Source organism: Aminobacter sp. MSH1, from assembly GCF_003071665.1.
Lineage (GTDB): Bacteria > Pseudomonadota > Alphaproteobacteria > Rhizobiales > Rhizobiaceae > Aminobacter > Aminobacter niigataensis.
Window position 1 is genome coordinate 90,757 of the sequence record NZ_CP026266.1, and the last position, 19,383, is coordinate 110,139.

General features: G+C 63.5%; 11 protein-coding genes and 1 pseudogene. 8 read left to right on the forward strand and 4 right to left on the reverse strand.

Annotated elements, in window-relative coordinates; all coding sequences use genetic code 11:
- The first annotated feature begins 23 nt into the window (after positions 1-23).
- On the forward strand, positions 24-1,106 hold the full coding sequence (locus tag CO731_RS26800; protein ID WP_108610152.1) for an NAD/NADP-dependent octopine/nopaline dehydrogenase family protein: 1,083 nt from the start codon (positions 24-26) through the stop codon (positions 1,104-1,106).
- Positions 1,107-1,259: 153 nt separating this feature from the next.
- On the opposite strand, the gene dgoD is transcribed toward CO731_RS26800, so the two are convergent.
- The gene (gene dgoD / locus CO731_RS26805; protein ID WP_108610153.1) at positions 1,260-2,408 is read right to left on the reverse strand and encodes a galactonate dehydratase; all 1,149 of its coding nucleotides are present in this window, start codon (positions 2,406-2,408) and stop codon (positions 1,260-1,262) included.
- A 34-nt stretch (positions 2,409-2,442) separates the two neighbouring features.
- Positions 2,443-3,192 carry a FadR/GntR family transcriptional regulator gene (locus CO731_RS26810; RefSeq protein ID WP_108610154.1) on the reverse strand — a complete coding sequence of 250 codons (750 nt, stop codon included), beginning with the start codon at positions 3,190-3,192 and terminating at the stop codon, positions 2,443-2,445.
- A 198-nt stretch (positions 3,193-3,390) separates the two neighbouring features.
- Between CO731_RS26810 and CO731_RS26815 the strand changes: the two genes are divergently transcribed.
- From CO731_RS26815 to CO731_RS26840, 6 genes and pseudogenes are all read left to right on the forward strand, one after another.
- Positions 3,391-4,383 carry an arabinose ABC transporter substrate-binding protein gene (locus CO731_RS26815; RefSeq protein ID WP_108610371.1) on the forward strand — a complete coding sequence of 331 codons (993 nt, stop codon included), beginning with the start codon at positions 3,391-3,393 and terminating at the stop codon, positions 4,381-4,383.
- A gap of 64 nt (positions 4,384-4,447) precedes the next feature.
- Positions 4,448-5,959: an L-arabinose ABC transporter ATP-binding protein AraG gene (gene araG / locus CO731_RS26820; protein WP_108610155.1), complete on the forward strand. Its 1,512-nt coding sequence runs from the start codon at positions 4,448-4,450 to the stop codon at positions 5,957-5,959.
- Positions 5,960-5,971: 12 nt separating this feature from the next.
- The gene (gene araH / locus CO731_RS26825) at positions 5,972-6,922 is read left to right on the forward strand and encodes an L-arabinose ABC transporter permease AraH (RefSeq protein ID WP_108610156.1); all 951 of its coding nucleotides are present in this window, start codon (positions 5,972-5,974) and stop codon (positions 6,920-6,922) included.
- A gap of 8 nt (positions 6,923-6,930) precedes the next feature.
- Entirely contained in the window at positions 6,931-7,809 is an 879-nt protein-coding gene (locus CO731_RS26830; protein ID WP_108610157.1) for an aldose 1-epimerase, read from the forward strand.
- On the forward strand, positions 7,806-8,588 hold the full coding sequence (locus CO731_RS26835; RefSeq protein WP_108610158.1) for an SDR family oxidoreductase: 783 nt from the start codon (positions 7,806-7,808) through the stop codon (positions 8,586-8,588). The genes CO731_RS26830 and CO731_RS26835 overlap by 4 nt, the downstream gene beginning before the upstream one ends.
- Before the next feature lie 182 nt (positions 8,589-8,770).
- Positions 8,771-9,953 (forward strand): annotated as a pseudogene (locus CO731_RS26840) (calcium:proton antiporter).
- Positions 9,954-10,022: 69 nt separating this feature from the next.
- On the opposite strand, the gene CO731_RS26845 reads toward CO731_RS26840, so the two are convergent.
- Positions 10,023-10,571, reverse strand: a complete 549-nt coding sequence (locus CO731_RS26845; RefSeq protein WP_108610159.1) for a PTS sugar transporter subunit IIA — start codon at positions 10,569-10,571, stop codon at positions 10,023-10,025.
- Positions 10,572-11,246: 675 nt separating this feature from the next.
- Between CO731_RS26845 and CO731_RS26850 the strand changes: the two genes are divergently transcribed.
- Positions 11,247-12,590, forward strand: a complete 1,344-nt coding sequence (locus CO731_RS26850) for a TolC family protein (protein WP_108610160.1) — start codon at positions 11,247-11,249, stop codon at positions 12,588-12,590.
- On the opposite strand, the gene CO731_RS26855 is transcribed toward CO731_RS26850, so the two are convergent.
- Positions 12,591-19,103, reverse strand: coding sequence for a type I polyketide synthase (locus tag CO731_RS26855; protein ID WP_108610161.1), 6,513 nt, complete (start codon positions 19,101-19,103; stop codon positions 12,591-12,593).
- Positions 19,104-19,383 lie beyond the last annotated feature (280 nt).

Genomic DNA, 19,383 nt, shown 5'->3' on the forward strand with positions numbered 1-19,383 from the left:
ATTTACCAGAAAGGAATAGTGGAATGCAGGTAGGTATTGTCGGCGCGGGTTCGATCGCCTTTGGAACGGCGGCGTTTCTCGAACAGCAGGGCCACCACGCGACGTTGTGGTCGCCGTCGGGCGAGCGCACCAAGGCGCTGGCCAAGGGTGAGGCACTGGTCGCCCAAGGCGCGGTCGAAGGCACCTTCCATCCATCGGCAGCAGATAGCGCCGAAGCGCTTGTCGCCGGTTCGGAGGCGATCGTGATTGCGCTGCCTGCCTATGGCCACAAGACCGTGCTCGACGCCATCGCACCCTACATCACGCCGGCCCAGACGATCATCATCAGCTCGCATGCGTCCTTCGGCGCACTCTACCTGTCGCGCCTGCTCGCGGCTCGCGGCGTCGTCGCACCTGTCGTAGGCTGGGGCACGACCGTGGTGTCGGGGCGACAGCTCAGCCCGACCTTGGTCAACGTCAACACCGTGCGCAAGAAGGTCGACCTCGCCACGGTGCCGGCTTCGCGCAGCGCCGACGGCTTCGCTGTTTGCCAGACGCTGTTCGGCGACCGCTTCGTCGACCGCGGCAGCCTGATGGCGATCGCGCTCTCCAACCTCAACCCGCAGAACCACATGGGCATCGCGCTCGGCAACATGACGCGCATGGAGCGCGGCGAGAACTGGAGCCAGGGCCAGAACGTGACGCCGAATGTCGGGCGGCTGCTCGAGCGGCTCGACGAGGAACGTATCGCCATCGCCACCAAGCTCGGCCTCGAAGTGCGCAACATCTTCCAGCACTTCCATCTGTCGTTCCACGTGCCGATGAACTCCATCTCGCAGATGAACCAGGAAATGCACGAAGCCGGCAACGGCGGCACGGGCCCGACCACCGCCGACAGCCGCTATGTCACCGAGGACGTGCCGTTCGGCCTGGTCATGACCGCCAAGATCGGCCGGCTTGCCGGCCAGCCCGCCGAGCTGCACGAAGCCGGCGTGCGTATCTTCTCGGCCATGTATGGCCGCGACTTCAACGCCGAGAACGATCTTCTCACTGCGCTCGATCTCGACACGATGTCGCTCGATCAGCTTAACGGGCTGTGCCGCGACGGGTTTGCAACCGCCGCCTGACTGCCATCGCGGTGGGCCGTGACTCGGATCTGAGCACGCACGCGCCGGCCGTATGAAAAAGAGCCAGACATCGACGATGTCTGGCTCTTTTTTGAGTTGAGCGTGGGGCGACAGGCAGTACCACGCCATTGCGGGCGGGCCCGCGCCCGCCTGTCACCACTCGGCGAACGAGCCGTCGGCATGGCGCCAGATGGGGTTGCGCCAGCGGTGGCCTTCCTTGGCGCGTTCCTTGACATAGTCCTCGTCGACATCGACGCCGAGGCCGGGGCCATCGGGGATGGTGACGTAGCCGTCCTCGTAGCGGAACACGTCCTTGTTCTTGGCGTAGTCGATCAGGTCGTTGGACTTGTTGTAGTGGATGCCAAGGCTCTGCTCTTGGATGAAGGCGTTGTAGCTGACGGCGTCGAGCTGCAGGCAGGCGGCGAGCGCTATCGGCCCGAGAGGGCAGTGGGGCGCCACGGCCACGTCGTAGGCTTCGGCCATCGCTGCAATCTTGCGGCACTCGGTGATACCGCCGGCATGCGACAGATCGGGCTGGATGATGTCGACCACGCCCTCCTGCAGCACGCTCTTGAAGTCCCAGCGGCTGTAGAGCCGTTCGCCGAGCGCGATCGGCGCCGATGACATAGCCGCGATCTCCTTGAGCGCCTCGCGGTTCTCGCTGAGCACCGGTTCCTCGATGAACATCAGCCGGTAGGGCTCGAGTTCCTTGACCAGCATGCGCGCCATGGGCCGGTGGACGCGGCCATGGAAGTCGACGGCGATGCCGACATGCGGGCCGACGGCCTCGCGCACCATGGCGACGCGCTTGACCGCGGCGTCGATCTTGTCGTGGCTGTCGACGATCTGCAGTTCCTCGGTGCCGTTCATCTTGAGCGCGGTGAAGCCGCGCGCCACCACGTCCCGGGCGCCGTCGGCGACGTCGGAGGGCCGGTCACCGCCGATCCAGGAATAGACCTTGATGCGGTCGCGGCACTTGCCGCCGAGCAGTTCGTGCACCGGTACGCCGAGCGCCCGGCCCTTGATGTCCCACAACGCCTGGTCGATGCCGGCGATGGCGCTCATCAGGATTGGGCCGCCGCGATAGAATCCGCCGCGATACATGACGTTCCAGTGATCCTCGATGAGCCTGGGATCCTTGCCGATCAGATAGTCGGAAAGTTCGTGCACCGCCGCTTCGACGGTGTGGGCGCGGCCCTCGACTACCGGCTCGCCCCAGCCGCTGACGCCCTCATCGGTCTCGATCTTGAGGAACATCCAGCGGGGCGGAACGATGTAGGTCTTGAACGCGGTGATCTTCATGGCTCGACGCTTCTTTCCAAATGCTCGCGCGGTGTCAGCTCTGGTTCTTCTGGGCCTTGGCCCGCGCGAGGTCGCGCGCGGCGAGGTCCAGGATTTCGTTGGCGGCCTTGCGCGCTGCAGGGCCGTCGCGCATTCGCAGTGCCTCGACGACGCCGTAGTGGACCTTGACGGCTTCATCGCGCCGGTCGACGGAGTTCGCCGTCGCCTCGAGGGCGAAGTTCAGCGCGGTCTCGATCAGGCCGCCGATCTGCCGGAAGATCGGATTGTGGCAGGCGCCATAGAGAACCTGGTGGAAGGCGGCGTCCGAGCGGGCAAAACTTGCAACGTCGCTGCCGGCCGCCTCCATGCCTTTCCAGGCCAATTCCAGATCGGCGATCTCATGCAGCGAAGCGCGCTCGGCAGCGAGCTCTGCGACCAGCGGCTCGATGGCGCGCCGTGTCTCGAGGATGGAATCGAACAGCTTTGGATCGAGCGTATTCGGCCGGTGCCACTCCAGGACCTGGGGGTCGATGATGTTCCAGTTTTCCTTTTCGCAGACGACGGTGCCTATCCGCGAGCGGCTGAGCACAAGGCCCTTTGCGGCCAATATCTTCAGGGCTTCGCGAATGACCGTGCGGCTGACGCCGTGTTCGACGCCAAGGTCGTTTTCGCTCGGCAGGTTGGCGCCGGAGGGATAACGGCCGGCCAGGATGTCGGAGGCAATTGCCCGCACCACGTCCGGCATCACACGCGGACGGCGCGCCTTTGACGCGGTGTCCATCGTACCAGCCCTGGCACTATCCATGCATTCCTCCCCTAACGTCAGTCTCGTCGTTCTTATGTGTGCCCCGTATGCCGGACAATCCTCCGTCTCGGCATGCAGCACATCTCCTCCGGAAAGAAACTATCTCATTCATCATACCAAGGCAATTGACTGGTATGATGAATGACGCTAGCTTTTGTCATCCGGGCTGCTTGCCCGGCGCGTTTTTGGGAGGAAACCATGCGATTTTTGAAGAAGGCGCTCCTTGCGGGCGCCCTTGCCGTCCTGTCCGCCACCACCATTACTTCTGCCTATGCGCAGGAGACCAAGATCGGCTTCATCGTGAAGCAGCCCGAGGAACCCTGGTTCCAGGACGAGTGGAAGTTTGCCGATCAGGCAGCCAAGGAAAAAGGCTTCACGCTGGTGAAGATCGGTGCCGAGGACGGCGAAAAGCTGATGTCGGCCATCGACAATCTCGGCGCGCAAGGCGCCCAGGGCTTCATCGTCTGCACGCCTGACGTAAAGCTCGGACCTGGCATCGTCGCCAAGGCTGCCGCCAACAACCTCAAGCTGATGACCGTGGACGACCGACTGGTCAGCGCCGACGGCAAGCCGCTCGAAGACGTGCCTCACATGGGCATTTCGGCGACCAAGATCGGCGAGGCGGTCGGCCAGGCCATCGTCGACGAGATGAAGGCGCGCGGCTGGAAGGCCGAGGAGGTCGGTGCCATCCGCGTCTCCTACGACCAGCTTCCGACTGCCGTCGACCGTGTCGAGGGTGCGATCTCGGTGCTGAAGGCGAATGGCTTCAAGGCCGAGAACATCTTCGACGCCCCGCAGGCCAAGACCGACACGGAAGCCGCGCTCAATGCCGCGACCGTCGTCCTCAACAAGAACGCCGGCATCAAGAAGTGGGTCGCCTTCGGCCTCAACGACGAGGCGGTCCTGGGTGCCGTGCGTGCGTCCGAAAGCGTCGGCATCCCGGCTGACGGCGTGATCGGCGTCGGCATCGGCGGTGCGGACTCGGCCATCAACGAGTTCAAGAAGCCGGCGGCCACCGGGTTCATCGGCTCGGTGATCATTTCGCCGAAGCGGCACGGCTACGAGACGGCTCTCAACATGTTTGACTGGGTCGCCAACAACAAGGAGCCGGAAAAGCTCATCCTGACCGCTGGCGCCCTTGCCAAGCGCGACGACTTCGAGAAGGTTCGTGCGGAACTCGGCATCGAGTAAATCGCATCATTGAACGGTGTCCGGCGGCGGGTTCACTGCCGCCGGACATGCTGGAGGACCGTCGATGTCGTTTCTCGAATTTTCGCATATCTCGAAATCCTATCCCGGCGTCCAGGCCCTGTCGGACGTGTCGTTCGGTGTCGCAAAGGGCGCCGTGCACGGCCTGATGGGGGAGAATGGTGCCGGCAAGTCGACCCTGATCCGCATCCTGTCGGGCGACCAGCACTCCGACACCGGCGAGATCAATATCGATGGCCAGGTCCAGAAATACGCATCGACGCGCGATGCCTTTCACGCCGGCGTCATCGTCATCCACCAGGAACTGCAACTCGTCCCGGAACTGACGGTCGCCGAGAATTTGCGGCTTGGCCGCTTTCCTGCCAATGCCGGTGTCATCCAGGCCAGGCAGATGTTCGCCGAAGTCGGCGACAAGCTGAAATCGGCCGGCATCGACATCGACCCGCGTCGCAAGGTCAAGACTTTGTCGATCGGTGAACGCCAGATGGTCGAGATCGCCAAGGCGATCATGCTGGACGCCAGGGTGATCGCGCTCGACGAGCCGACCTCGTCGCTGTCGTCGCGCGAAAGCGAAATCCTGTTTGCCCTGATCGAGCGCCTGCGCGCCGAGGGCAAGGTCATCCTCTATATATCTCACCGGCTCGACGAGGTGTTCCGCCTTTGCGACAGCCTGACCGTGCTGCGCGACGGCAAGCTTGCCGCACATCACCCGAGCCTCAAGGACGTTACCCGCGAACAGGTTGTAGCCGAGATGGTCGGTCGCGAGATCTCCAACGTCTGGGGCTGGCGTCCGCGCGAACTGGGCAAGGTGCGCCTGAAGGTCGAGGACATGTCGGGCGAGAAGCTGCCCGTGCCGGCCAGTTTCGAGGCGCGCGCCGGCGAGATCCTCGGTTTCTTTGGCCTGATCGGGGCCGGGCGTTCGGAATTGATGCGCCTGGTCTATGGCGCTGATGCCCGTCGTGGCGGCTCGATGACGATCGATGGCGAGCGAACCGAGATAGCCGACCCGCGCCAGGCGATCCGCGCCGGCATCGTGCTCTGCTCGGAAGATCGCAAGCACGACGGCATTGTCCAGGGCCGTTCGCTGGAGGAGAACATCAATATCTCCTCGCGCCGACATCATTCGAGGTTCGGCATCCTCGACCTGCGCAAGGAAGTCGAGATCGCCGAAACCTTCATCAAGAAGCTCAAGGTGCGGACGCCTTCGCGCAAGCAGGATATCGTCAACCTGTCGGGTGGCAACCAGCAGAAGGTCATTCTCGGCCGCTGGCTTTCCGAGCAGGGCGTGCGCGTCCTGATCATCGACGAGCCGACCCGCGGCATCGACGTCGGCGCCAAGTCCGAGATCTACGAGATCCTCTACCGGCTTGCGGAAGACGGCATGGCGATCGTCGTCGTCTCGAGCGAACTGCCCGAGGTGATGGGCATCTGCGACCGCATCCTGGTGATGTGCGGCGGTCGCATTTCGGCGCATATCGACCGCGAGCAGTTCAGCGAGCGGGCCATTCTGGCCGCCGCTCTGCCCGACAAGAAAACGCCAGACGCAATCGCATCCTAGAGGGACCGCGGCATGACAAATTCCTTCAAGAAGATCTTGCTCGGCGACCAGGGGCTGGTCGTCATCTTCGTGCTCGCCTTCGCTCTGGTGTCGATCTTCGTCCCCAACTTCCTGACCGAACGCAACATGCTGGGCCTGCTGCAGTCGGTCGTCACCGTCGGCATCGTCGCCTGCACCATGATGTTCTGCCTGGCGGCACGCGACTTCGACCTGTCGGTCGGCTCGATCGTCGCTTTCGCGGGCATGGTCGCTGTGATGGCGTCGAACGCGACAGGATCGATCATCATAGGCATCCTGGCCGCGCTCCTTTGCGGCGCCACCGTCGGACTGATCAACGGTGTCGTCATTGCCAAATTTCGCATCAATGCCCTGATCACCACGCTTGCGACCATGCAGATCGTTCGAGGTCTGGCGCTGATCTCGTCGGACGGTCGCGCTGTCGGTATCAACGATCCCAACTTCTATCAGCTCGCACTGTCGAAGCTGATCGGCGTGCCGACGCCGATCTGGGTACTGCTGGTCCTGTTCGTGGTTTTCGGCTTCGTGCTCAATCGCACCGTCTTCGGCAAGAACACGCTCGCCATCGGCGGCAATCCCGAGGCTTCGCGTCTCGCCGGCGTCAATGTCGATCGCACGCGCATCTGGATATTCACGCTGCAGGGCGCCGTCTGTGCCATCGCCGGTATCCTGCTTGCCTCGCGCATCACCTCCGGCCAGCCCAATGCGGCAGTCGGTCTCGAACTGTCGGTCATCTCGGCCTGCGTGCTCGGCGGCGTGTCGCTGGCCGGCGGCCGGGCGGCGATTGCCGGCGTCATCGTCGGCGTGATGATCATGGGTATCGCCGAGAATGTCATGAACCTGCTCAACATTCCGGCCTTCTACCAGTACATCGTCCGCGGCGTGATCCTGCTGCTGGCAGTGCTGCTCGACAACCTACGCTCGAATGCCCTCGGACGGCGTTAAGTTGATCGATGCCCGGCTTCATCACACTCGAAAATGAGCGCCTGTCCTTGCGTCTCAGTGCGCAAGGCGGCGCGATCATCGACGGGGTGACGCAAGACGGCCGTCCGTTTCTGCGGCCCCACGGGGATGGTGCGTTCGACGTGCTGCGCTCGTCCTGCTTTCCGCTGGTGCCGATCGGCAACCGTGTCGAAGGCAACGGGTTCGAACTTCGCGGCAAGCACTATCGCTTCGAGCCCAACACCGACGAGCCAAACTACATCCATGGCGACGGCTGGCTGGTGGGCTGGAACGTCGAGGAGGTGTCGCCTGCGCATGTGAAGCTCGCCTTCGAGCAATTGCGGCCGGCCAGCTCGCCTCATGCCTATCGTGCGGTCCAAACCGTCGCCATCGATGGGGCGACGGTGCGGCTGGAGCTTTCGGTGACAAACCGGGGCCAGGAGGCGCTGCCCTTCGGCATCGGCTTCCATCCTTATTTTCCACGCACCGAGGGCACGAGGCTCATGGCTCCGGCGCAAACATGGTGGACCGAGCGCGACGGCTGCCTGCCCGGCGTGCGCACGCCGATCCCCGACAGTGCCGACTTCTCGACCTCGCGCCGCCTTCCTCGCCGCAGGCTGAACAATTGCTTCGAAGGCTGGAACGGCTTGGCCAGGATCGTCTGGCCGGAGGCTGGCCTTGCTGCCGATATTGCGGCCGATCCGGTCTTTTCCAGATACATGCTCTACGCGCCGGAGGAAGATCGCAGCTTCTTCTGTCTGGAGCCGATGACCCACGCTCCTAATGCGCTGATGCTCGCCGGACCGGCGGCGCTGCACATGCTTGCCTCCGGTGAAGCGCTATCCGGAGGCTTCTCGATCACGGTTTCGAACCTAGAGGACATCCCATGAGCGAACGTCTCGCCGGCAAGCGCATCTTTCTCACCGGCGCGGCGCAAGGCATCGGCCTTGCCATCGCCGAGCAGTGCCTGAAGGAAGGCGCGAGTCTTTTCGTGGTCGACCGCGATGGCGCCCTGTTGCGCGAGGCCATGGCTCGGCTCGGCGCAGGCGAGGGCACGCTGGCCCATACAGAGGCGGATATTGCGGATGCCGGCGCAATCGCAGCCGCCATGGCCGCGGCCGGAAATACGATCGGGCCAGTCAATGCGCTGATCAACAATGCCGGCATCAATGTCTTCAACACGCCGTTGGAAACCACCGACGAAGAATGGCAGCGCTGCTTCGACGTCAACCTCAAGGGCGCGTGGAACTGCTGCAAGGCGGCTCTGCCGGGCATGATTGCGGCTGGCGGAGGGGCGATCCTCAACATAGCCTCGACGCACGCTTTCACCATCATCCCGCATACCTTCCCGTATCCGCTGGCCAAGCATGCGCTGCTTGGGCTGACTAAGTCGCTGGCGCTGGAATATGCGGCTGCGGGCGTACGGGTGAATGCGCTGGCGCCTGGCTATGTCGAGACGCAGAAGAACGTCGACTACTGGAACAGTTTCCCCGACCCCGCCAAGGCAAAGGCCGAGACGCTGGCGCTGCATCCGGGCAAGCGCATCGCTTCCACGACCGAGATCGCCAAGGCCGCCGTGTTCATGATCTCCGACGAGTGCCCGTTCATGAACGCCGCCAGCCTTGTCATCGACGGTGGCTTGAGCGTGCTTCAGCACGCTGCGCAATGAAGGCAGGCGGAAGGCAGTTTCGATATTGGAGAACCGGTCCGGCGGTGGCTAGCCCGTGGCTGGACACTGCGAGGGCCCGGTGCTATCTCCCTGCGCAGCAGCCGGGTGTCGGTTGCTGACGCAGCAGGGACGACCCGTTGCGACCTAGTATTGAGGGGACGACCCCACCAGGGGTCAACGTGATGTCTTCTCCTGCAATATCCAACACCGCGCCTTCGACCGCTTCACTCGGAGAGCTGTTTCCCAAGGTCACCGTAGCGCGGCTTATGGTTGCCTGGGCGGTCGTGGTCGCATTTCAGCTCGGCGGCAGTTCCTGGCTCTCCGAGCCCATCTCGCCGGTCACAGCCATCGTCTGTTTCGTGGTGCTGTTTGCCACGATCCTGACAGCGGCTTTCGGTGTCGTGCGTGAGGCCGATCACCTCGCCCATCAGCTTGGCGAGCCCTATGGTACCTTGATCCTGACCCTGTCGATCGTGTCGATCGAAGTGATCCTGATTGCCGCCGTCATGCTGGGGCCAGGCGAGGCTCCCACGATCGGCCGGGATTCGATCTTCGCCGTCATGATGATCATCCTGAACCTGGTGACGGGCATCTGCCTGCTCGTCGGCGGGATCCGCTATGGCGAGCAGGAATACAACGCCCAGGGTGCTGGCCTATATCTCGATGACGGTTTTGCTCACCGGAACCGCGCTCGTGCTGCCGAATACGTTGAGCACTGGCAACGGCACTTTTTGGCCGGCGCAGGCAATCGCCTTCGCGGCGTTCACAGTCGTGCTCTATGGGGCATTCCTGCTGATGCAGATGCGCGGCTATCGCCGGCTCTTCATGCAGCCCGAGCCAGGGTCGCTTTCGATTCCGACCCGGGCGGTCCCGGATGGCGATACAACCCATCCAAAGGCAAGTCTGGACACCAGAGGTAACACAATCCGCTCGATCACCCTGGTCGGCATGATGCTTCCGATCATCTTGCTGGCCCATGATCTGGCGATCTTGATCGACCATGGCATCGAGCTCGCGGGTGCACCGGTGGCGCTGGGCGGGGTGTTGATTGCGATCATCGTCTTCACGCCCGAGTCGATCACCGCGGTCAAGGCTGCACTGCGCAACGAGATGCAGCGTGCGATCAATCTTTGCCTCGGCGCGTTTGTCTCGACCGTCGGCCTTACGGTTCCGGCCGTGCTGGTGGTCGGGCTTGTCACCGGAAAGACCGTCGTCCTGGGAATTACACCGACGGAGACCGTGTTGCTGCTTCTGACGATCGGCCTGACCGCCTTTACATTCCTGGGTCAGCGGACTTCTGCGGTGCAGGGCTTGATGCACCTGATGCTGTTCGCAGTGTTCGGCGTCTTGCTGTTCAGTTCCTGAGCTATAAGAAAACGGCAGCCTCTTGCCGAGGCTGCCGTTTTCGCGCCATCGCGAGCAGCCGGTGTGCCGTCACGTGCCGTCCGTGCGGGATGGACTGCCAGGCACCCAAGGGTGCCACAACTCCCCCTCTGGCATCGGAGAGGGCAAGTCGTGCGCGGCGGCAGGCAATTCTTCGCAATGATCGAGGCAGCTCAGAACTGCGGCAGGCGTCGTCGCCTGCCGGATCAGGTGTCGCGTTGTCTGGTTGCGGAACGTGCGAGCCAGGTAGGACAGGGCCGGCAGGAAGGTACCGACCTTGCTGCGCGGCCAAAGCAAGCCGAACAGAATGTCCACTGGAGCGTCGTCGATCGCGCTAAAGTCGATGGGCTCTTTCAGGCGCGCCATACACGCCACTGGCTTGGTAAGCTCATCCATCAATGCGTGTGGAATTGCGATTCCCCACCCGACTCCCGTTGCGCCCAGGCGTTCGCGTGCGAGGAGTTCGCGGCGAATGATCTTGTCGTCGATGCCGGCCTGGGTTGCGAGCATGGCCGCAAGCTTGGCCAATGCAGAGTGCTTTTCCTTGGCCACAAAGTTCAAGTCGATGCCGTCTTCTGCAAGGACCTCGTGGAGTTGCATGGCTGCCTCCGTGCGTGCCTGCCGGTGTCGCACGCAGCAAGCGACCTGCAGCGCGGACGTACCCAAAGGAACAGGTTGGGGAGCCTGGCTCTCCCGGACGCCCGGCCAGGGCTTCGTCGACGTCCGGGCTAGATTCCTGTTTTGAGCCTCCTCGGCTCACTGCGGACAACAAGCACGAATTCCATGTCTTATTGGTAGCTATTTAAATTGAATAATCAAGGCGCGGGGTTCATCAGGGTTTTCAATAAAGAAGAATTGAAGAGGAGATCGATAAAAATGACGCCCATGTGATCAGAAGGATTTCAGATTTATCGCCCGTTTCCTGGTGATGTTGGGATGGACATTTCAGGTATGCCGCGATCAGTCCCTTCCCCGACCCTATTTCCTGCAATGGGCAAGCCGAACACTGGGCGTTTGCACGCGAAACGGGTTCCTTGCATGCTGTGTGGGAGGCGAACAATAGAGGTGCGCAGTTCTTGGGGCCCTGAAACTACCTCAAGAAGTTGTCAACTCCCGGTGTGCAGCCAAAGGATTAATGCAAGCTGTCGTTGACGCTGGGCATCAAGTGTTTACCATGCCTTAACCGTGTTTGTTTACCACCTGGTTATTATTACGGCGTGGTCCTGGGACCCGCCACGCATAAACTGGTCTGAGAAAACGGGTTGGCGATCGCTGATGTCTTACTGCAGAACGGCTGTAGCGGTGTTGAGTGCCTGCGTTGCGCTTGCAGGGTGCGCCAACGGCGCTGTCCGCCAGGTTTCCACTCCCGCGACCGGCAAGGTAGTGACTGGCAGCGTTGGCAGCAACCTCGCGTCGATCAATACCCATCCGGAAATACTGGCAGCCGATGCACGGCGCGATGCGGCTGGCGAGGAGATTGCGCGCGCGCGGTCGACCCTGCTGCCAAGTGCCGGCATAGAGGCGAGCGCCGGGGTTGCGGCTGGCGACGGCGACGAATTCGACAACCGTACGACCGGCAATGCCTATTCCTATGCGCTGACGGTCGACATCCCGCTCTACCAGGGCGGCAGGGGACAGTCCGCCGTGGCTGCTGCCAAGGCGGATTACCGCGCCAGCGGCGAGGTGGCCAATGACAGGCGTGTCTCCGCCGCCTATGAACTGGCGCTGGCGCTGATAGAAGTCCACCGCCAGAAGGGCGCCGTGGTGATCCTTGGCAAGCAGGCAGCCATTCTCGCCAGCCTGAAAGGCGGCATAGAGACTGAATTGAAGGCAGGCGCAGCAAGTCGCGTCGACGTCGACGACGTCGGGCGTCAGTTGTCGCGCTTGTCGGTCGAGCGTGAGCGCGCCAGGCTGTTGATTGCCCAGGCAAGCCGCACGGCGCTGCGGCTCGGGATCGCGCCCGAGACGAAACTGCCGGAGGTCTCGAAGCTCTATCTGCCGAGCGAAGAACAAGACCTCATCGAACTGGCTGTGAAAAACAATCCGCGCGTCAAGGAACGCGATGCCCGCGCCGATGCAGCAAAGGCCCGGGTCAATCAGGCAAAGGGCGATCTGCTGCCGACCGTGTCCGCGGGGCTGAGCGTGCGGGGCGGCGAGGACACGCTTCCCGGCGTCGATCGCCATGTCGCGGGTCGTGGTGAGGTGCGGTTCTCGATGCCGATTTACACGGGTGGCCGTGTCAGTGCCGGTATCAGACAGCGCAACGATGAAAACCGCGCCGCGGTGTTCGAAGCCGATGCCGCGCGAATTGGCGTGACTGCCGCAATCCGGTCCGCATTCGACCGCCGTGTACTGGCAAGGCGCATGCAGACCCTGGCCCAGGCGGAACGGCGCAACGCCGCCTCGGCCCTCGAGGGCGTACGCGCCGAACGCAAGGTCGGCGAGCGCTCGACCTTCGACGAGATCAGGGCGATTGCCGACCTCGCCAATTCGGAAATCAATCTCAACAATGCGCGCTACGACCTGATCGCCGCCGAGTATACGATCGCGGCGGAAACGGGCCTGATTGGCGAACTCTTCGGCGTACCAGGCGTCCAGCAGACTGCGGTTGCCGAATAGCTATTCCGCCGCCATGCCGTAGGCGAGCCCGCGCGCCGGCTCCTTGAGCCGCTTGCGGATACGGTCGGCGAGAATGCGCACGAAAGGCTCCAGCACCATGCTGTCGTGGTCGCCGGGCACTTCCTGCACGGTCAAGCCGGCGGCAAAGGGCGTCCAGCCATTGTCTTCCATCGCGACGTTGCGGCCGTCCTGCAACATGCGCCCGCCGCTCAAACGATAGATGACGTTGAGCTTCGGCCGGAGTAGCAGCACGCTGCCCGCATAAGGCTTGAGCTCGTAGCGTGGCAATGCGGCGCGGAAGGCGTTTTCAATCGCCAGGTCGTGGAACTGCTCGGAAGACTGCTCGGCCTGTTCGGCATCCGCGCGGCCTGCGACTCTTTCTTTCCACCGGCGGCGATCGTCGATCCAGCTGGCGACGAAATTATGCCGCTCCCGGCGCAGATCCTGAAGCTTCATCGAGAGCCGGTCGAGCAATGACAGCGGCGGCTGTGTCGGCAGCGGCGTGTCCAGCAGGATCAGCTGCGCGACTTCCTCGCCTTCGGCGAGCAGCTGCTGCGCCATCTCGTAGGCGACGAGGCCGCCACCGGAGAACCCGCCCAGCAGATAGGGCCCGTGCGGCTGGACGGCGCGAACCTCCTTGAGATTGTCGCGTGCCATCTCGACGAAGTTGTCGTGGGGCTCCTGGTCGCCATAGAGGCCGCGCGCCTGGAGCCCGTAGACCGGGCGGTCGGTGCCGAGCTGCATGGCCAACTGGCGCAGGTTGAGCACGTTGCCGAACATGCCGGCGCAGAGGAAGAACGGTGTTCCTCCGTCCGAGCGTCCCGCGCTCATCGTGACTAGGTGAGTGGCCTTCTCGATCTTATTGTCCTTCGGAGCGGCGGCTTCTTCCGTCTTGGCTGACAGCGGCGCGGCCTGCTCGCCGATCAGCGCCGCGCACTCGGCGATTGTCGGCGCCTCAAACAGCACGGAGATCGGCAAGTCGATTGCGAATTGCTTCCGGATCATCCGGAACAGGCGCACCGCGATCAGCGAATGGCCGCCAATGTCGAAGAAGCTGTCGTGGACGCCGATCTTCTCGACGCCGAGCAATTCGCTCCAGAATCCGGCAAGCGTGCGCTCGATGTCGTCTCGCGGCGCGACATAGTCATTGTCGAGATCGGGACGTTCGAAGACCTCGCCCGCGCCCTGCGCTTCGGCGCGCGGTTGGGACGCACGTTTGCGCAGCGATCCGAGATCCATCGAGCTCACGATCGGCTGCGGCTGGCCGGTGCCGAGCGCACGCATCATGGCTTCGAAGCCCTCGGCCGGCAGGATGCCCTGGCTGACCTGCGCAGCAAGCTGCAGTGCCGCCGGCGACAGCGGTTCCTTGTCATCGCCCGCAGGCTTGCGTGCGCGATCAACGCGCTGCGTTGCAGCCAAGGCGAGGTCGTCGTCCAGCCGCTTCATGACGAAACGCTCGATTTCCGCGATGATACTACCGTCCGGTGTGGCGATGGTGATGTCGAAGGTCGCGAATCCGTCACCGAGATCCGATGCCTCACTCAGCCGCGCCCAGCTGACGATCGCCTCGGGCAACTTCATGTAGAGCGCGATGCTGCCGTAGGACATCGGCGCCCACAGGGCGTGGGATGTCGCATGGCCGGGCGCCAGGTCGAGCGCAAATCCGGTGGCGATGTCGAGCAGCGCTGGATGGGCGATGAAGCCGGTGGCGATGTCGCCGCGATAGGTCTCATCGAGCCTGAGCTCGGCAAAGGCTTCCCGATCCCCGCGGGCAAGGGAGCGTAACACCTTCCAGCGTGCCCCAAAGTGGATATGATCTTCCTGTACCGAGCGCAGCGCAGCTTCGCCTTCGGCGCGCTGGCCCACGGTCAGGCGCGCCGAGGCGGCAGCGACATCAGAGGCGGCGTGTGGCTTGGCGAGGCGCTTGCGTAGCGTCGCTTCGGCGTGAACGGTGAAGCCTTCCGACACGAGTTCGGCATCGGCGGCGGTGACAAGCACCCTTTGCCGCTCGCCTTCGGCGGCAAGCCGCACGCGCAGGATCTTGTCGCGCCCGTCATCGACTTCGAGCGGGCGCAGGAAGAAGAGATCAGCAATCTCCCCACCCTGATCGACGCCGTACTCCTTCATCGCCTGGGCGATGATTTCAATCGTGCCGGTACCCGGCAAGATGGCCTGTCCCGAGACCAGGCGATGCTCGTCGAGCATCCAGTGGCTGCGCGGTGAAATGCGCGTCTCGAGCCAAACATCGCCTGATGTGTCCTCCACCCAGTCGGTGAAGATCGGTCCTTGTGCTTTGCCACGATGCGAGTTTGGCGCGTCGGCTTGCCCCGCTTGCCCCGCTTGCCCCGCTTGCCCCGCTTGCCCGGCCTGGCCGGTGGCACGCGCCGCCAGTCCGACAGCGTTCCAGACGCCCCAGTGGAGCGCGACGGTCTTGCGTGAGCTGTCTGCGAAACGGCTGTCGGCATAGGCGTTGAGATAGGCATTGGCGGCGACGTAGTCGACCTGTCCGGCGGGAGCCGTGTCGGTGCTGGTCGACGAAAACAGCACAAAGAGATCGAGCGGCCTGTCCCGGAAGACCTGGTCGAGAACCACGGTGCCACGCAGCTTCGGCGACAGCACAGCCTCCATCTCGTCCAGCGACTTCAGCTGGATCAGGTTGTCGTCGACCAGACCGGCCGCGTGGAACACACCGTTGATGTCGCCGAATGTGGCGCGCGCCTTGTCGGCCACTGCGTCCATGTCTTCGAGGTTGCCCACGTCGGCGGTGACGTAGAGCACGTCGGCCCCCTTGGCCTCCAGGCTCTGGATCGCTTCGATGGCGCGGCGTATCCGGTCGTTGCGCGAGAGCGGAATGGCCAGTCTTTCCCACTCCTCCCGAGGCGGCAGTGCGTGCCGTCCGGTCAGGACCAGCTTTGCCTGGAAACGCGATGCAAGTTCGCCGGCGACGACCTGAGCGAGATCGCCAAGGCCACCGGTGATCAGATAGACTCCGCCTGTGCGCAGCAAGCCGTTATCGGCATTGGACTCGCCCAGTGCCAGCTTTTCGTAGTTGCGAATCCAGCGTTTGCCCTTGCGGTGGGCAACCGTTTCCGAAGTGGGCGCAGCGAAGATGTCGTCCCACAATTGGTCGAGCTGCTGGTCACGCAATGATGCCGCAAAGTCGCTCGCTGCCGTGCGCGTCCGCAAGAAGCCGCCCTTCTCCGGCCGAGACGGCGCCGAAAATTCAAGGTCGACGAGGCGAACCGTGGCGCCCGGCATTTCCTTCGGCATGACGAGCGCGGGGCCGAGGATGGTTGCCTTTTCCGGATAGGGCAGGGCTTCGCCGCCGACACGCTGCATGCCGTTGGTCACGACGGTGATCTGCGGCTCGAGGCCCTCGATGTCGCCAAGCGCCTGGGCGATGAAGAACAGGCTCTGGAAGCCGCGTTCCTGGTTGCGGTTGAAGAAGTTGGAACCCGGGCGGAAGGTTTCCTCGGCCGTCACCAGCCAGAGATGCACGATGCGCTCGGGGACGCCGCCGTCGCCGGCGAGCCCTGAAAACAGCGCGTCGTAGCCTGGCCGTTCCTGTTCGGCGCACAGGGTGTAGTCGCCGCTTTCGTGCCTTACGAAACCGTCGCCGGCCTTGACCGTCGCAACGCGATGGCCCTTGGCGCGAAGCCGTTCGACCAGTGCTGCACCCAGGCCAGTATCGTCCATGAAGACCAGCCAGGATGCCGGCTGGGCATCGGCGTCGATCGTCACATCGGCCAATGCCTGTTTCCAGCTTGGCCGGAAACCCCAGTCCGCCATGTCGGGCAGCTTGCCGATGAAATCCTGCTCGTTCTCGTTGGCTACCGCCGCGACGCTGCGCTCGATGAAGTAGCGCTGGTGCTGGAACGGATAGGTTGGCAATGACACGCGCCGCGCGCCGCTTCCCTCCCACAGCTTGGCGATGCTCGCGTCGAGACCGGTCGCCCAGGCACGGCCCATCGCGGCGAGGAAATGCACGCGGTCGTCGGTAGCCTCGTCGGGATGCGGCAGGCTGTTGATGACCTGGTTCGCCTCGATGCCCGGCTGAAGCTTGACCAGTGACGACAGAGCCCGGCTCGGGCCTACTTCGACATAGACCCGCCCCGGCTGCGCCGAAACCGCGGCGAGACCCTTGGCGAAGTGGACGGTCGAGCGAAGATGCCGGACCCAGTAGAGCGGGTCGCGTGCCTGAGCTTCGCTGAGCCATTCGCCAGTGAGGTTGGAAACGATCGGGATGGTCGGCGCCCGCAGGTCGATGCCGCGCAGGAACGCTTCGAACTGTCCGAGGATCGGGTCCAGCATCTGCGAATGCGCAGCGATATCGATGGCAATGCGCGATGCATCGATACCGCGCTCGGCCAGCCTGAGGCGCAGCGCTTCGAGATCCCCATTGCGGCCTGAAACCACGCAGAGCTCGGGCGCGTTCACCGAGGCGAGGTCGAGCGCCGGGTTCATGTGCTCGGAAAGAGCTTCGGGCGACAGCGGGACGGAGAGCATGCCGCCGGCCTCGACCGTGTCGAACAGTTCGCCGCGCAGGCGGACGAGATTGACGACGTCGCGGAAGCTCATCACGCCTGCGATGCAGGCGGCAGCATTCTCGCCCATGGAGTGGCCGATCAGCGCCGAGGGCTTGACGCCCCAGCGCATCCACAGGCGTGCGATGGCGATTTCGACGATCAGGATGGCGGGAAGCTGCACCGAAGGCCGGAGGAAATCGCTCGCCGCTTGCGACGGGTCGGTATCGGCCGCGAGCCAGACGCGGCGGATCTCGGTTGCGGCTTCCGGCGTGAGATAGTTCAACCCCTCATCGACGGTCGCCCGGAAACCAGCGTCTTCGGCGTAAAGGCTGCGCGCCATGCCTACATGCTGCGCGCCGCCGCCCGGAAACAGGAACACGGCGTTGGCGGCCTCGATCGTGCTATGGGTGTGGACGCGCCTCGGTTCTGAACCGGAGAGAAGGGCGATTGCCTCGTCGCGCCCGCGTGCCGCTATGGCGCGGCGGTGTTCGAAGTGCTTTCGCCCGGCAAACAAGGTGTGGGAGACATCGGCGAGGGGCAGCGCCGGCTGTCGGACAATTTCCTCGCCGATCTGCTCCATGGCGCGGTCGAGCGCCTTGCGGCTCTTGGTGGCAAACAGGAAAAGCTGCGGCTCCCGGTCGCCCGTGCCTGCAGCACCAACTATCGGCTTCGGTGCAACCTCGAGGATCGCATGGGCGTTTGTTCCGCCGACGCCCAGCGAGTTCACCGCCGCGCGTCGCGGTCCGGCAGCTGCCGGCCAAGGGGTCAGCTTGTCGTTGACGACGAACGGACTGCGGGCGAAGTCGATGGCCGGATTGGGCTTCTCGAAATTCAGCGTCGGCGGCATCTCGCCATGCTTGAGCGCCAAGGTGGTCTTGATCAGGCTGACCACGCCGGCAGCGGTGTCGAGGTGACCGATGTTCGACTTCACAGAGCCGACGCGGCAGAAGCCGGTGCGCGCGGTGCTTTGCCGGAAGGCCTGCGTCAGCGCCTCGATCTCGATCGGATCGCCGAGATACGTGCCGGTTCCGTGGCACTCGACATACTGGATGTCGTCGGCGGAAACACCTGCGAGACCTTGCGCCTCGATGATGGCCTCGGCCTGGCCGGTGACGCTCGGCGCGAGATAGCCGGCCTTGCTGCTGCCGTCATTGTTGACGGCGGTCGCCTTGATGACGGCGTGGATGATGTCGCCATCGGCGATGGCGTCGGACAGGCGGCGCAACACGACCACGCCGGCACCGCTGCCGAACACCGTGCCGTCGGCACGATGGTCGAAGGCGCGGCAATGGCCGTCGGTAGAGAGAATTTCGCCGTCCTGGAACAGATAGCCGCGCCGGTGCGGCAATTCGATGGTGACGCCGCCGGCGAGCGCCATTTCGCATTCGCCGGCAAGCAGGCTCTGGCAGGCGGTGTGGATTGCGACGAGCGAGGTCGAGCATGCCGTCTGGATGTTGACGCTCGGGCCGCGCAGGTCGAAAGCGAACGAGGCGCGCGTGGCGAGGAAGTCCTTGTCGTTGCCGGTGTGACGCAAAAGGAACATGCCGACCTGGTCGACAAGCTGGCGATTGCTGCAGACGTTGAAGTAGAAATAGGAACCCATGCCGCAGCCGGCGAAGACGCCGACGGGGCCGGCGCTCGAATCGGGCGTGCGCCCGGCGTCTTCCATCGCCTCCCAGGCACATTCCAGGAAATGGCGGTGCTGCGGGTCCATGATCGCCGCTTCCTTGGGGCTCAGCCCGAAGAAGTCGGCATCGAACATCTCCATACCGGGAAGCTCGGAAGTGCGGCGCACGTAGTTGGGCAGATGCATGCGTGCGGCGGACTCGCCCGCGGCAAGCAGCTCTTCTTCCGTCAAATCGCGGATCGACTCCACGCCGCCGCGCAGGTTTTCCCAGAATTCGCGGACATTGCGCGCACCCGGCACGCGAAGCGCCATGCCGACAATGGCGATGTCGTTCGGTGACGCCTGATCGGTTTCATACATCGCGTAATGCCCCGAGAGCCTATTATTCCTTTGGCAAGCCAAGCCTGGATACGGGTAACACAGTAGCCGATATCCAATCGTCCTGCCGATAGGCTCATTCTAAGAAACATCTAGAATGAAAACGGCGTTAAGCTTTCCGCTGTCAGGTCAGACCCGCAGCCCCTGCGACGATATTGATGCCACTGTCGCGCTACAGCCTTAACCAAACATTGAAGTCCTGATGGAAAACAAGGAGGGTATTCTCATTCTTGTTTAGATCAATTCGTATATAGATACGGCA

Excerpts from the sequence above, each read along its gene's own strand:
- CO731_RS26800 (WP_108610152.1), top strand. The coding sequence starts at position 24 with ATGCAGGTAGGTATTGTCGGCGCGGGTTCGATCGCCTTTGGAACGGCG.
- dgoD (WP_108610153.1), bottom strand. The coding sequence starts at position 2,408 with ATGAAGATCACCGCGTTCAAGACCTACATCGTTCCGCCCCGCTGGATG.
- CO731_RS26810 (WP_108610154.1), bottom strand. The coding sequence starts at position 3,192 with ATGGATAGTGCCAGGGCTGGTACGATGGACACCGCGTCAAAGGCGCGC.
- CO731_RS26815 (WP_108610371.1), top strand. The coding sequence starts at position 3,391 with ATGCGATTTTTGAAGAAGGCGCTCCTTGCGGGCGCCCTTGCCGTCCTG.
- araG (WP_108610155.1), top strand. The coding sequence starts at position 4,448 with ATGTCGTTTCTCGAATTTTCGCATATCTCGAAATCCTATCCCGGCGTC.
- araH (WP_108610156.1), top strand. The coding sequence starts at position 5,972 with ATGACAAATTCCTTCAAGAAGATCTTGCTCGGCGACCAGGGGCTGGTC.
- CO731_RS26830 (WP_108610157.1), top strand. The coding sequence starts at position 6,931 with ATGCCCGGCTTCATCACACTCGAAAATGAGCGCCTGTCCTTGCGTCTC.
- CO731_RS26835 (WP_108610158.1), top strand. The coding sequence starts at position 7,806 with ATGAGCGAACGTCTCGCCGGCAAGCGCATCTTTCTCACCGGCGCGGCG.
- CO731_RS26845 (WP_108610159.1), bottom strand. The coding sequence starts at position 10,571 with ATGCAACTCCACGAGGTCCTTGCAGAAGACGGCATCGACTTGAACTTT.
- CO731_RS26850 (WP_108610160.1), top strand. The coding sequence starts at position 11,247 with ATGTCTTACTGCAGAACGGCTGTAGCGGTGTTGAGTGCCTGCGTTGCG.
- CO731_RS26855 (WP_108610161.1), bottom strand. The coding sequence starts at position 19,103 with ATGTATGAAACCGATCAGGCGTCACCGAACGACATCGCCATTGTCGGC.